This is a genomic window from bacterium (assembly GCA_039961635.1).
Lineage (GTDB): Bacteria > 4484-113 > 4484-113 > JAGGVC01 > JAGGVC01 > JABRWB01.
Genome location: JABRWB010000008.1, coordinates 55,661 through 70,367, shown reverse-complemented (window position 1 = coordinate 70,367; position 14,707 = coordinate 55,661). Strand labels below are relative to the sequence as shown.

General features: G+C 57.8%; 10 protein-coding genes. 6 read left to right on the top strand and 4 right to left on the bottom strand.

All coding sequences use genetic code 11. The features are described 5' to 3' along the window. The first annotated feature begins 40 nt into the window (after positions 1-40). A complete protein-coding gene (locus HRF49_01345) occupies positions 41-2,938 on the top strand; it encodes a PKD domain-containing protein (protein MEP0813296.1) in 2,898 nt (965 codons plus the stop codon). Positions 2,939-3,844: 906 nt separating this feature from the next. On the opposite strand, the gene HRF49_01340 is transcribed toward HRF49_01345, so the two are convergent. The 3 genes from HRF49_01340 to HRF49_01330 are packed head-to-tail and all read right to left on the bottom strand — an operon-like array spanning position 3,845 to position 7,843. Next, positions 3,845-4,882, bottom strand: a complete 1,038-nt coding sequence (locus HRF49_01340) for a hypothetical protein (protein MEP0813295.1) — start codon at positions 4,880-4,882, stop codon at positions 3,845-3,847. Continuing rightward, positions 4,882-6,426 (bottom strand): AAA family ATPase, encoded by a 1,545-nt coding sequence (locus HRF49_01335; protein ID MEP0813294.1) that lies wholly within the window; start codon positions 6,424-6,426, stop codon positions 4,882-4,884. Before HRF49_01335 ends, HRF49_01340 begins: the two co-directional genes overlap by 1 nt. A gap of 37 nt (positions 6,427-6,463) precedes the next feature. Then, entirely contained in the window at positions 6,464-7,843 is a 1,380-nt protein-coding gene (locus HRF49_01330) for a hypothetical protein (GenBank protein ID MEP0813293.1), read from the bottom strand. Positions 7,844-8,487: 644 nt separating this feature from the next. On the opposite strand from HRF49_01330, the gene HRF49_01325 reads away from it, so the two are divergent. From HRF49_01325 to HRF49_01305, 5 genes are all read left to right on the top strand, one after another. Next, positions 8,488-9,255 carry a dihydroorotate dehydrogenase electron transfer subunit gene (locus tag HRF49_01325; GenBank protein MEP0813292.1) on the top strand — a complete coding sequence of 256 codons (768 nt, stop codon included), beginning with the start codon at positions 8,488-8,490 and terminating at the stop codon, positions 9,253-9,255. 129 nt (positions 9,256-9,384) lie between these two features. Further along, positions 9,385-10,194: a hypothetical protein gene (locus tag HRF49_01320; GenBank protein ID MEP0813291.1), complete on the top strand. Its 810-nt coding sequence runs from the start codon at positions 9,385-9,387 to the stop codon at positions 10,192-10,194. After that, positions 10,178-10,720 carry an AmmeMemoRadiSam system protein A gene (gene amrA, locus HRF49_01315; GenBank protein MEP0813290.1) on the top strand — a complete coding sequence of 181 codons (543 nt, stop codon included), beginning with the start codon at positions 10,178-10,180 and terminating at the stop codon, positions 10,718-10,720. The genes HRF49_01320 and amrA overlap by 17 nt, the downstream gene beginning before the upstream one ends. A 28-nt stretch (positions 10,721-10,748) precedes the next feature. After that, on the top strand, positions 10,749-11,711 hold the full coding sequence (gene sppA / locus HRF49_01310) for a signal peptide peptidase SppA (protein ID MEP0813289.1): 963 nt from the start codon (positions 10,749-10,751) through the stop codon (positions 11,709-11,711). 43 nt (positions 11,712-11,754) lie between these two features. After that, a complete protein-coding gene (locus tag HRF49_01305) occupies positions 11,755-12,759 on the top strand; it encodes a rod shape-determining protein (protein MEP0813288.1) in 1,005 nt (334 codons plus the stop codon). A gap of 18 nt (positions 12,760-12,777) precedes the next feature. Here the strand turns inward: HRF49_01305 and HRF49_01300 are convergent, their stop codons facing one another. Then, positions 12,778-14,700: a hypothetical protein gene (locus tag HRF49_01300; GenBank protein ID MEP0813287.1), complete on the bottom strand. Its 1,923-nt coding sequence runs from the start codon at positions 14,698-14,700 to the stop codon at positions 12,778-12,780. Positions 14,701-14,707 lie beyond the last annotated feature (7 nt).

Sequence of the window (14,707 nt, the reverse complement as noted above, 5' to 3'; positions counted from 1 at the left end):
GCTGGTTTTGGCGGAATAAACGCCCGCCGGAGGTGCAGGGATGACAAAGTCGCTTGCCGCATTCGCAATCGCCGCGGCGCTTTTGGCCGCATCGCTCCTTGTCCCATCCTGCTCCGCGGGCAAGCATAGAAACTCCGCAGGCGACGCGGGCGGACATCGTTCCCGCGATTGGCGGGACTCGCCCGAAACGGGAATCGCAATCGCCGAACCGAAATCCGTCGCGCTCGAATCCGCGCTCGACGAAATCCGCGGCTACGAAACTCCGGACGGCGCCGATCCCGCGGTATTCGAAACGCTTCGTAGCGAACTCATCCGCCGGCTCGAAGAAATACATGGCAATGGAGCTGCAGCGCCGGGCGGCGGCGCGCGCGAATCGGGAATCGCGGGCGGCGCGCGCGAATCGGGAATCGCGGGCGGCACGCGCGAATCGGGAATCGCGGGCGGCGGCTCGCGCAATTCCGCAAGCGGGAACCGCATCGTATCAAGAGCCCCCCAGGGCGACGCCGGCCGGGTGACCGATCTCGCGTACGATCCGGGGACGAACACGCTTAGCTGGAGCTACGTGAACCTTGGCGACTTCGACGTCTCCGGCGAGGTGGGCGTAAGCGACATCACGCCGATCGCGCTCCACTTCGGCGCGCTCACAAACGACGGCATCGGCGACGACGCGCTGGAGGCATGGATAGACGGCGATGGTGACGGCGTGGTTGGAATAAGCGACATAACACCAATCGCATTAAGGTTCCTAAACGAAGTATGGGGCTATGTAGTCTTGACTTCTTCGCTTGAGCAAGGCGAATATATCCAAATCGGCGCGCCAACTCCCGTAAGCCAGCAAGTACTAGCTCAACATAAAATCACTCTAAACCTACCGATGGGACAACAAGGTTTTGTATGCGTCGTTCCGGTGGCCAGTGATAATTCGGAGGGAGATAGTAGCAATATAATCCAAATTCCGGCAAACTTAATAAGGCCAAATATTATGAGTATTGCACCCCAGAGTGCACTTGCCGGAAATTCAGTTGTATTTCGGGCAGCAATTTCCGGAACTCAGCCATTTATTTACAGCTGGAGTTTTGGAGATGCAGCCACTCCATCTGCCAGTAATCTGCAGCAACCAACCGAGCAAATTGGCTCAGAAGGTGAATATGATTGCCTACTTACCGTGTCAAATCCAGCAGGTAGCGATTCCAGGCATTTCAATCTTGATGTTGTTGCCAATCCATATGTGCCCAACATTAAGTCTGTTTCCCCACTGTTCGGCATTGAAGGCGACCGGGCCACATTTTCAGCATCGGTAAATGGCACAGAACCAATGTACTATTCTTGGGATTTTGGAGGCGGAGCTGTACCGAACCATTCATCCGATTTTTGGCCACAAATTGTATTTGCGACCGCTGGCGAATACGATGGTATTTTTAAGGCGACGAATTCTTCGGGGGAGGATGAATTTCATTTTACTTTTACAGTTTATGGCCCGGGCGCGCCTCCACAAATACTATCGGTTTCGCCTTTAAGCGGATATCGTGCAACCCAAGTTCAGTTTTCTGCAGATGTCGTTGGGTCAGAACCACTAGCATACAATTGGACATTTGGAGATTATGCTGTGCCGTCGCAATCTTCCGAAGCAACACCAGTTGTCATGCTTGGAGAGCCGGGAGATTACGTTGGAATGCTCGAACTCACTAGTCCCTTTGGCATGGCCAGCTTTCCCTTTTCATTTGCGGTATCGCATGTGGACTGGTACCATTCTTGGGGCTCCGTTTTGTCTGAGTACGCGCTAGAGGTCACATCCACATCAAATGACTCGGAATGCATAGTTGGCGATATAAGTGTTGAGGATGATCCTTTTAGAGACATATTGCTTGCTACTTTTGATCAATATGGCAACTTTTATTGGGCTACTACCTACCATACTACTTTTAACGATTGTGCAGGAGGCATTGCCGCCGACAATGAGGGCGGCGTATACGTTGCTGGATGGACAGCAACCAGCTTTGAGCCAGAGCCTCATAATGACTTGTTAATTCAACGCTATAACGAATATGGCTACATTCTGTGGTCCAAGTTATTTTTGGCTGGTGTTGAATCGGTCGCCAGAAGTGTTGTCGTTAATGAAGATGGATTTGTTTACGTGTTGGGTTTTATAAGCGATGCGGCCGATAAAATTTGTATAATATTAAATCTTGATTCATCGGGCCAGCTAATCTGGGCGCGCGCCTATCCTGGCGCGGTTGCTTATCCGAGCGAAATTGACCAGCAAAACGGATATTTGTATGCAGGAGGATACAATTGGGATGCCGAAGCAGGCCAAGGCGATTTGGAGATAATGAAAATTGATATGGATGGCAACTTTATTTGGGCGCGTAGATGGGAGACTCCGTCAAAGGAATATGGAAACGACCTGGCCATATCCGACACAGGCGATATCTACCTAGGCGGCGGAACAGAGTACTACAGCAACGGGGTTCAAAAGCCAATACTTTTGAAATTTAGCGATTCAGGTGAGCTAAAAAAAGCAGCGTGCTTCCAGGAACTACCATATTGGACTCGCGGTATTGTTCCGACTTCTGACGGGGTATACATTTCGTTTTGGCGCGCATCTTTAGCCAAAATGGACATAGATGAAAACATAATATGGGCATTTGGATTGAGTGATATTAAAGACTATATGGATGGAATGGTAATTGCAAAGGCTGGCCATGACGAACTGGTGCTGGCGGGTAACTGCAATAGCGCTAGTTTGAAATTTGAAGCACGAAATCCATACATCAGCCATCCGTCGGGAGAAGTTATTAATTTAAATGTTACTTCCGGGAATATATCCGGAATATTTGTTGATTCCGATGGGATTCAAACTTGGAGGGAGGGTGTACTTGATGTCGGTGGAGGTTCACGGGATTTTCTGGTTCAAAGGCTTGATCCTGACGAACTCTGATGATATTTTGGGCAATTTCTTCATACCATCGCCCCAAAGCCGAACTGCTAAAAGCGATCTGGACGGATTAATATCAGACAATCTTCGCATGCAAAAACAGATCTTTCCATGGCCTTCCCATGTTGACATTCCGCCATTATTCGTAGAAGGAAGAATATGTTAATCCCACCATTCAGGCAACGTTCCAAAATGGAAGGGCAGGCCGCCCCCCCTTTGGACTGTCAAACGCAGTTTTACTCAGGGGATGCGGGAATTTTCCGGGCCTTTTCCGACGTTCCGCATTAAACCATAGCCGCCTCAAATTTCCCGTAGGGGCGAGCGGCGGCTCGCCCGCCGCCCGGCCTTCCGTTTCCCACGCGTCGCGCCATAACGCGCAGGTTCCGCGTAGGTACAGCGGAGCCGGAATGGGCTGCATGTCGCGCTGGATGCCGCGCCCCGCGTCGCGGCGGTTCATAATGCCGCGTCGCGTCCGGATTGCGGCGGCCATGCTGCCGCTCGATATCCCGAAGCCATGCTTCGGGGAAATTGTTTTTCCTTTAATTTCATGTTTGCGCAATGCAATTTGAATTCCTATTTTCCGGGAAGCATGGCTTCCCGTTAACGAGCGAGAGCGCGGCTCTCGCACTCCTGAAGGCCAAGCCGTATCCGGTATCAATACCTAATATCCGCGTAGCGTCCGGGAGTACGGCACGTAAGTGCCGTCGGGTTTGTGCCGCTTAAGCGGCTAAAATAAAGATAGTCCTTTCACGCCCGCTCACGCAGGCGATGCGGGACGCCGCTCACGCGGCGTACTCCCAGAAAAATCCGCGCATTTCCGCGGCGGGAAAACGGGCGGCTGCCAGCCGCGCCTGCGAAAATTCCGCTGCGCGCCATTCCGGAAACCGGAGGGATATGAAATTGCGCCCCTCACACTTCCAGAAAATCCACCGGCTCGTCGGGCGGCACCTTGCCTCGCCAGACGTAGTCGAACCGCTTGAAATACCGCTCGTCGGTTTTAAGTCCCTCCGGCTCTTCCTTGGGCGCGGGGAGTTCGGCAATGCGGGCCAGCCGCCTTTCGTTCAGGTGCGCCGGAAAATACTCCGGCTCTATCGCGCAAAGCGCTTCGCGCTCGTCCGGGAAGTACCCCCCGATTTGGTACAGCTCCGCGATGCGCCAGCGCGCCCGGTTCATCAGCCATTTGCAGCGCTTGTCCCTGAATTGCAGCGCGCTGCGGTATTCGGAGAGCGCGCGGTTTATCCCCAGCGGGCCGATCATCGCCTCGGCGCGCAGCATCAGAAGCCCGACGTCCAGCGAATCCCGGTTCTTGTACTCCCGCGTCTGGACGAGCCGCCACGCCTCGGTGTACCCGCCCGTGCGAAGGTGCAGCAGCAGCGCGGAGTATAAAAGCTCGTCGGTGAGACCGAACTCGTCCGCCGCCTGCTCGACTGCGATTCCCGCGTCGCGGAAGTTTCCCAGCTCGCGCTGCGCGGCGATCGCGAGCGCGAAAAGCCCCAGCCGGTTCGGATAAAACGGCGCGACCAGATCGTCGTCCAGCCGGACGAGTATTCGCAGCGAGGGGAGCCACGCGCGGAAATACCGCCCCACCGCGGGATCCGGATTCGCGCCCTCGATTTCAATCGCCAGCGTTTTCGCGACGAGCGCGGGCTTGCCCTGCATGTAATACGCGATCGCGGCCAAAAGCCGCGCGTCGGTCAGCCCCGGCATCGTCGCCAGCGCGCGTTTCATTTCTTCGGCGCATTCCTCCCAGCTTCCCTCGACAAGCAGTCTCATCCCGCGCAGGACGGTTTTCTCGTGGCGCAGCATCGCGAGCGAGGCAAGCCTGCCGAAAGTTTTTATATGCAGGTCGTCGTCCGCAAGCCCCGAGGACTCTATCGGCAGCTCGTATATGTTCGGCCGCGTGCGGTAGTAATCCGCAAGGTAATCAAGTGGGCGGATGCCAGCCATCAGATTTCGAGCGCGCTGAATCCGGCGGGCAGCGGCTGGATTTCCTCTACGTTTTCGCGGCTTGACGCGAACCGCGCGCGGGTCTTCGCCCAGCCGCGCAGCGCCTCGATGTGCTCCTTCATCGTGCGCGAAAGCGGGACGGTTTCGGTAATCGCGCGCTCCAGGTTGGCCTGCGTCAGCTCTTTGCCGGAGTCGAACGCGTCGAAGAGCGCGCTGATAACGGCCTGCTCGATTTCCGCGCCGGAAAATCCGACGGCGAGTTCCGCGAGTTTTTCGAGGTCGTACTTCTCCGGATCGCGCTTTTTCTTTTTGATGTGGATTTCGAAAATCTCGACACGCTCGCCTTGCTCCGGCAGATCCACGAAAAATATCTCGTCGAAGCGCCCCTTGCGCATCATCTCCGGCGGAAGCTGCGTTATGTCGTTCGCCGTCGCGATTATGAATACGGGCTTTTCCTTCTCCTGCATCCAGGTGATTATCGTGCCGAAGACGCGGCTGGTCGTGCCCGCGTCCGAGAACGAGCTTGACTGCACTCCAGACAGCCCTTTTTCGATTTCGTCAATCCAAAGGATGCACGGCGAGACTGCTTCGGCGGACTTTATCGCGCGCCGCGCGTTGTCCTCGGACGAGCCGACTACCCCGGAAAAAAGCTTGCCCACGTCGAGCCGCAGCAGCGGGAGCTGCCACAATCCGGAGACGGCCTTCGCGGTCAGCGACTTGCCGCAGCCCTGGACGCCGACCAAAAGCACGCCTTTGGGCGCGGGCAGCCCGAATTTTTTCGCGTCCTCGCCGAACGCGCGGCCGCGCTTTGCCATCCAGCTTTTTAGCAAATCCAGCCCGCCGATGTGCGCGAACTCGTCCTGCGAGCGGAAGTATTCCAGGTATCCCGCCTTGCGCACGATCTGCTCCTTTTCCGAAAGGATCATGCTTATATCGGCGGACGAAATGGACGCGTCGTGGACAATCGCCTTGGCGAACGCCTGCTTGGCCTCGCTCGCGGTCAGCCCCAGCGCGGCCTGGACGATGTTCTCGCGGTCGGCCTGCGTCAGGTTTACCTTGACCTTCGGGTCTTTCGCGACAAGCTTGACGATGTTGTCGAGGATTTCGAGAAGCTCTTTCGAATCCGGGAGCGGAAAATCCACGACGGTTATTTCCTTTTCGAGCTCCGTCGGGATGCGCAGCACCGGCGAGAGGATGACGATCGTTTTGTAGCTGCTTTTCAGCGCCATCGCGACGTCCCGCACCTTGCGCGTCACGGTGAAGTCGTTCAGGAACGGGTGGAAGTCCTTGAGCAAATAAACCGCGTTAAGTTTCGACTGCGCGACATGCTCCAGCGCCTGGACGGGGTCGCGGGTGGCGGAGTCTATTTTCTTTTCGCCGGCCTTGAAGCTGGTGAATCCTTCCGTGCACGCCCACTCGAAATATTCCTTGCCGCGCTTTTCGCAGATGCGGCGAAGCGCGGGAATCACGCGGTCTTCCTCGAAGCTCTGGACGTAAAGGATGGGGTAGCGCGCGCGGATGAGAAGCTCGATTTCGTCCACGATGCTGAAGTCTTTTTCCACCTGGGCGCCCCGCGGCGTTTCAAGGGATCAGGAATAGTCCGCCGGAGAATTCGAATGGATGCTCCAGGCGCGGCACACCCTCCACCGCGGAAAGAGTATACCAAAGGAAGGAATCCGGCCTTCCCCTGCGGAACATATCCAAAAGCGCGGACGGGACTTCGCGCCCGGCGGATTTGTGCGCGAGCGCGAGTATTCCAAGCGAAAAACGGTGCGCGGGCGTAAGCGCAACGGACTTGGACGTGAGGAAATCGATCCAATCCGAGGCCGCGCCGCAAAGGATATGCACGTGGCCCGCCAATGCAAGCGCGGAGTCGGGAAAATCGCTTCCGGATTCGAGAATCCGCGCAGCCGCGTCGCGGGATTTTCCGGCAATGTCGCCGAATTGCCCGGTTTTCGCACTGCGTTTTTCGGCCGCGACGGCGAGATTGACAATTTCGGCCAGCGCGGCGAGCCGGGGCGGTTCGAGCTCCGCCGGCGCGGGCGCGCCGGCCATCACGCGGCACAGCGAATAAAGCGGGTATGCGCGCGCGCCGATGTCGGACGGCGTGGCGGGCGGCGACTCCGGTGCGGAAGGCGAATCGCAGGCTTCCATCGCGGCTGCGAGCGCGTGCGCGTCCGAAGCGCGTATCTCCGCGATCGCGGCGCGGGATTTATGCAATAGCTTTTCGGGATCGGCTGACAGCCCGGATGCGATTTGCGCGCACATCCACAGCAGGAAATTGAATTCGATCCGCCGCGGATCCCGTCCCAGCCGCGCTTCGAGCGCCGCCGCGGCCGAATCCGGCCCCTCCGATGCGAGCATCGACAGCGCCTCGGCGGACGCCGCGGCAATCCATCGCTCTTCCAGTGCGGCTGAATTCGCGAGCGCGGCTTCCCTGCCGGCTTCGAGCTTCGCGATCTCCGCTTCAAGTGCCGCGAGCTGTTTTTCCAGCGCGGCGTGCACTTCGCGGGCGGCCTTGACCGGTCCGGCTTTTTTCTTGAGCAGCTCTTCGCGCTTTTTGTCTTCCGAAAGCTTTTTGAGCGGATTGACGGTTCGCTTCGCCGCGGCGGCGGAAGCGTCAAGGCTCTCCAGGAACAACTCGTATTCCACTTCGGCATCGGTCTTTGCGCGGGCGGCTTTTTCTACCCGGCCGCGAAGGATTTGCAAATCCGCGAGCTTCATCTGGCGGCTCACGAACAGGCCGCGGGCCGTTTCCTTCGCATCGGCGAGCCGGCGGAAAGAAATGTCGGGATTCTCCGGCGGGCGGGAATCGGCAAGCGCAAGCCACGCCCAGTCGAGCGCGAACTCGGGCGAGCGGCGGTTGAAGCGAAGCGTGTGGTCGGGAATGGACACGGCTGGAATGTTAGCAAAGCGGAGAGCCGATGTCAGAGCAATTAAAGGCGCCCAAATTTCATTCACCACACAGCTCCGTATCGGCGGTGAATCACGTTTCACCGGATTGCACCATCCCGCGCCCCCGCGACAAAAAGGGAGGAGGGTTTTTCCCCTCCTCCCTCGGACAAAATAGGAGGGAGAAATTACATTCTGGTTTTATTTTACCACCACATGCGGTTACATGCTTGGCCGTGGTCATTGCGGGGGATTTGGAACGGATTGCTAACCATTCACAAGCGTACGGAACAAAGGGAGGAGGGTTTTGCCCTCCTCCCCTGGACAAAATAGGAGGGAGTTAATTGAATTGTGACCACATTTTATCACAAGCGAACGCGGCTTGGGCGCGCCGCGGGCGATGTGCGGGTTTTCACGGGAATGGCCGTCTTCCGGAAGTGTTCAAGCGAAAAAAAAGGGAGGAGGGGTTACCCTCCTCCCTCGGACAAAATAGGAGGGAGAATTTTGGGAGTAATCAATTCTACCACAAACTTGGGCCGTTTATCGAACCCCGTCAAGATTTTTTTCCGGAGAGCCTCCGTTAGGCCGGCACGTCATCTTTCCGGCGAACGGCCCGATGCGTCGCAAAGTCCGTCCGGCCTGCTAGAATCCCGCCGATGCATGACGCGGAGCGCTCAATCGAGGCCAGGAAGTACTCGCACTTGGGCTGTACGGTGGTTTCGCAACTCGAATTCGCCGCGGGGCACCATCTGATCAGGCTCGCGTGCCCGGATTACGGCGGCGGATTCCTGCCAGGCCAGTTCGTCAACCTCAAGTGCGACGACACGCCGTGGGGCAGGCTTTACCGGCCGTTTTCGGTGCTCGGATACGACGTAAAGCGGCATGAAATCGAGATTTACTACCACGCGGCGGGCTCAGGGACGAGATGGCTTGCGGCCCGTCCGGAAGGCACCGGACTGAAGATTCTGCTTCCGCTGGGCAAAGGATTCACGGTGCCCGAAGGCGCCCGCAAGGTTGCGCTCGTGGCGGGCGGCGTGGGCAACGCGCCGCTGATCTTTCTCGCCCGGAAATTGCGTGAAACGCGGCCGGAAGTGCGGGTGGAATTCTTCATGGGCGCCAGAAAAAAAGAGGCGCTTTGCATCCCTTTGTTCGAACGCGAAAAAATGGCTCCAAAATACTCAACGGATGACGGGAGCTTCGGGCATCATGGCTCGGTCGTGGACTTGCTCGCGAATTGCCTGGAAAACGAAAATTTGGACTACGTCGCATGCTGCGGGCCGACCCCGATGATGGCGGCGGTGCAGCGGACGGCGGCGGGGCGGGTTGCGGGCGAGGCGTCGCTGGAGGAGCGGATGGCGTGCGGAATAGGCGCGTGCTTCGGATGCGTGGCGACGGTCGTGGACGAGGACGGAACGGAGAAGCGAATAACGACATGCCGCAACGGCCCGGTTATCCCGCTGGACAGGGTGCGGTTCGGGTGACGGGTCGCGCGCGCGGGCCGCGACCTCTCTTGATTTTAGGAGCACTTGCGGTGGCGTCTTTGCGGGATTTGCGCGGACCGAACTTGCTGACTTTGCTAAAATAGTTCTGCCCGGTTCAGGGCGCATCCGATGCTTGTGACCGGCGGCATCGTGCCGCACCCCCCGGTTCTCGTTCCAGAAATTGGCTGCGACAGGCTTGCCGAAGTTGCGGCCACTTCCGAGGCGCTCTCGCGCCTTGCCGCGCGCGTTGGGGACGCCTCGCCGGATGTCGTGATAATGAGCGGGCCGCACCATCCGCGGGCGCGGCACGGCAGGGCGGGAGTGGTCTCGGCTGCAAAGCTGCGAGGCGATTTCGCCGATTTTGGATGCCCCGATGTATCTCGCTCCGTAGATGGCTCGCCGGAGCTTGCGGCGGCGGTTCTTGCGGCGGTATTACCGCTTGAGACCCACGAAATCAAATCCGGCGAGCTTGACTGGGGCTATTTGGTGTTCCTCGACGCCGCGGCGAGACTTGGGTACCGGCCGGTCGTTCTGCCTATTTCGTTGGCATGGGCGCCGCTTATCGCTTGCTTCCAGTTCGGCGCGGCGCTGGCGGAAGCTCTCCAAAAAGCCTTCCCGGCCAAGCGGTTAAGCTGGGTGGCCAGCGGCGATTTGAGCCATTGTACGAGGAAAGGAATGGGACGCGAGTACGATCCTTGGGGAAAAAAGTTTGACGAAATAGTGGTCGCGGCGGTGCGGGATTGGCATCCGGACGCTATACTGTCAATTTCGGGACCGGAGCTGGTTAAGGCGATGCAGTGCGGTGCCCCCAGTTTCGCCGCCGGAATGGGATTTTATTCCCGCGCCGAAGCCGCGCCTTGTGTGCTTTCATACGAGGATCCGTTCGGCGTGGGATACTTGGTTGCTCAAATCGAGGTGAAGGGTGGAAGCCCAAATTAAGATTCACAACCCGCTCGTGCAGCTTGCATACGACGCCATAAAGTCGTACCTGGAGGCGCGCGTCCGGATATCGCCGCCGCATGCGTATTACAAGATTCTCGAAGGCAAGTCCGCCTGTTTCGTCACGCTTCACAAAAAAGGGCAGCTGCGCGGCTGCATGGGTTCCGTGGAATACAAGGAAGTCACGCTCGGTGTGGAGATTATCTCCAACGCGATTTTGGCGGCCACCAAGGATCCGCGTTTTCCGCCTGTGACATTGAAGGAATTGGACTCGCTCGAAATCACAGTTGACGTGCTGGAGCGGCCGCGCGAATGCACGAAGGAAGTCCTCGATCCCGCGGAGTTCGGAATAGTGCTTGAGCAGGGGGAGAAACGCGCCGTCATGCTCCCGAACCAGCCCGGAATTGACACCGTGGAAAAGCAGCTCGAATCGGCGGCCAAAAAGGCCGGAATAGATTTGGGGGCCGATTACAGGCTGTTCCGGTTCAAGTCCGTGCGCTACGACAAAGACTCGGTGGTGCTCTAGTGGGCTATAATCCGTCCGAGGTGGAAATATGCGCCAAAACGTGAGATTTTTCAACGCTCTCCTCGTGTTTGCGATTGTCTGCGCCCTGCTGATAGGGGGAACGGCGCTGATGCGTTCGGGCGAGGGATTCGCAAGGCCGTCCATGTCCTTCGGCGGCGCGGAGGCGGGCCTTATAACTATCGAGGGCGTGATAATGGCCAGCGGCGGGGACGGAGGCGCGTTCGGCGGCTCTGGCGGGGTATCTTCCATGCGCGTCGTCAAGGAGATCAACGAGTACGTTGATGACAATTCCATCAAAGGAATAATCGTCCGCATTGACAGCCCGGGCGGAAGCGCGGCGGCCAGCGATGAAATATGGAGCGCGCTCCGCAAAGCGAAGGAAAAGAAGAAAGTCGTCGTTTCAATGGGCGACGTCGCGGCGAGCGGCGGTTATTACATCGCGACGGCCGCAGATTTCATTTACGCGAATCAAAGCACACTGACCGGCTCCATCGGCGTGATTTTCGAAGGGATGGAATTCTCCGGGCTTTTCGAAAAGCTGGGAATCGGCACGACGACCATCAAGGCCGGCAAAGATAAGGACATCGGCTCGATCAACCGTCCGATGACCGCGGAAGAAAAGGCGATGCTTCAGGCGCTTTTGGACGAGGTGCACGAGCAATTCATCGGGCGCGTCGCCGAGGGGCGCAATCTCGCCGTCGAGGAAGTGCGCAAAATTGCAACCGGCATGGTTTTCACCGGCGAGCAGGCCAAAGAGCTGCACCTGATTGACGAGGTCGGGAGCTTCGACGACGCGTTCGCGAAACTCGAGGAGCTTTGCGACGAGGATTTGACGCTTCGCGAGCCTCCTCCCCCCAGCTTCTGGGATTTCTTCATGAATCCGGGATTGACGAAGCTTCCTCCCACGTTCCAGGGAATGGAAAGCCCGCTTTCCAGGCTTGCGGCGGTGTTATACCTTAACGGACTTCTGGCTGAAATGAGGATGCGGTAAACGCGAAATGCTCTTCGGCGGACTCCGCGACTGGGTTTTTTCGATGCGCGACGAGATCGGCGTCGACCTGGGCACGGCCAACACCGTCATTTACGTTAAGGGCCACGGCATCGTGCTTCGCGAGCCGTCCGTAGTCGCGATCGACACGCGCACGGACGAGGTGCTCGCGGTCGGCGAGGACGCGCGAAACATGATCGGCAAGACTCCCGGGCGCATCGTCGCGATGAAGCCGCTCAAAGACGGGGTGATCGCCGACTACGACAAAACCAAGGCGATGCTCACTTTCTTCATCCGCAAAGCCACGAAGCGGGCGAAGCCTCTTACCTTTCTTTTCAAGTACCGGGTCGTGATAGGAATACCGAGCGGAATAACGAACGTTGAGCGCGACGCGGTCTGGAAGGCGTGCATGGACGCCGGCGCGAGCCACGCGCACCTGATCGAGGAGCCGATGGCCGCCGCGATCGGATGCAACATGGACATCGCGGAGGCGTCCGGCAACATGATCGTGGACATCGGCGGCGGCACGACCGAGGTTGCCGTGATCAGCCTGGAGGGCATCGTGACTTCGACCTCCATCCGCGTCGCGGGAGACGAGCTAGACCGCTCGATAATGGACTACGCCCGCAAGCGCTACAACCTGCAGATTGGAGAGCGCACCGCGGAGCGAATCAAAATCGAAATCGGATGCGCGCATCCGTCAAGCGAAGTGCTGACGACCGAAATACGCGGCATGGACCAGGTTACCGGCCTCCCGAAGAGCCTTGAAATAAACAGCGCGGAAGTGCGCGAGGCCATGCAGGAGAACATAGACTTGATTCTCAAAGCGGTGCGCGAAACGCTTGAGGACACGCCTCCGGAGCTTGCGGCGGACATCATCGAGCAGGGGATAATGCTCACCGGGGGGGGGGCGCTGTTGCGCGACATAGACCTGCTTATCAGCAAAGACACCGGAATTGTAACCAAAGTGTCGCAGGAGCCGCTTTTGTCCGTCGCCCTTGGAACCCAGGCGATTATCGAAGATCCGTTGACTTACCGCAGCTTTTACTAGCGCCCGGTTTTTGAAATTTCAATCGTGCGGATGATTCCGGGCATCCTCCCGCTGGTTTCCGCCGCCGGAATAATAGCCGCCTTCCTGTCCAAACGCATCGTCGAGAAGCGCTTTTGACAGGGGGACTCCCTCGTCCACGGATGTAAGCGTGCGCCAAAGATCCAAAAACTCGTTACGGGTCAACGCTCGCCCTGCACCGGCTTCCCGCCAGACTCTGTCAAGCCTTTCCAGTGCCATCCGCCGATCCAAGTCCCCCGAATGCGCAAGCGTGATGTACCCTCTGCGCCAGTCCATGTACGACAAAATCGCGTCTACCGTGGAAAGCGAACTGGCGACGGCCTCTTTGAGCCGCGTCGCTATCTTTTTTTCTATCCATTTTGCGCTCTCATGGTTGTAATTTTGAAGCATATCCAGGAAATCCTTGAACCGCCTGCGCCTTGCCGACTCCACGGGCTTGTCCGTCGAGTGCAGTCTTGGAATTTCCGGCCCGGCTGCGTTTGCGAGAGAATCCGCATCCGCCGCAACGGCGATGAAATTCGCCGGATTGATCATCTCAAGCGATGCAAAATCCTCGCGCGTGATCGGATTGACCGACAAGCCGCCGGCGGTTATCGCGCCCGCGGGGATTGCCGGCTCGGCGATTTCGCCCGTGTTTTCATGAACCTGCCCCGCGCTTGTCCCTTCAATCCATTTCGTAAGTCGGTCGAGCGATTCCAATGAAAGCAATCCGCCCCGCCCGAAGTAACTTTGCGGATCCGAAACGAGCCGCCTCATTTCGGCGGATAAAGGCAATTCAGGCAGCTGCTCCGGGTGCAACGGCGCGGGCGCGGATTCAACACGCGCATCGATTTTTTCCAAAGCGGCGAGGCTGTCCGCCAATTCCTTCTTATAAATTTCCAGGCTGGTTTGGAAGGCTTGGGTATCAATCGCGAATTCCCGGTCGCGCTCCGATTTGCCGACAATGGTTCGCGATTCGATCCACCGCCTGAACCTGTACCACAACTTGTATTCGTCCACCCTTCTGTCGTGCTCTTTGAGTCCGTACAAGGCCGACAGCTTGGATTCGCGCGCCGCATCCAGCTGTTTTTGAAGATTCCACGCTTCTTCCGGTAGGGATGACTGCCTGTCGATCAATTCGAGAACTGCCGAGAGCGATTTCGCATAATTCCCGGCGGCCGCTTTCACGTTCTTTGCTTTATCAACCAGCGAAGATGCGGCCGACGACAGCTTGTCCTTCGCGTAATCCGGAATTGATTCGATGTCCATCTTCAATGACGCAAAGTCGAGCCAGTCGTCCCAGGTGTATAAGGCAACCGGTTCCGGCCACACGACAATGCCTCCGTCCGAAACGAAGCCGGATGGCAGAATCACCGTCGGCGATTTTCCTTTATCCTCCGGCGCCGGTTTTTTGAATCCCGGCGGCGATATCGTCGCGTATTCATCCAACAATTCAAATAACGTTTTTCTGTCCGTTTTATACGATTCGATGGCGATCAAAAGAAGGTTATACGCTTCATCACAATCCAATCTCGCCGCGGCAATCCGCACCTCGAGGTCGGTGTAATCTCCGGTAAGCGCAGCCGCCTTCGCGTTCGCGCGATCGAAAGCGGCTGATGAATCGCGCATGTGGTTGATGAACAGGTTGTGATTTGTAAGCTCGTTTCTTATGCCGACCAGAATATCATGGTCGCTCGGCGTGAGTATTTCGACCTTCACCGACGCGACGGCGGCGTTGTCCCCGTCCCTTCCAAGGATGAATCCATCTCCAGGAGCATCTCCCCGGAAAGCTCCTCCCGCGATTTCGCCGAGCTCTGGCGGATAAACCGTCCAGTTTGCGCCAGCGCCGAGTAGGCTCCAAAAGGAAATGTACTCCCCCGGCTCGCATCGGATTTTCGCGGGCAGGACGGGTGTCAGACTTAAACCATCGCCCGAGCGGGACATTGCGCCG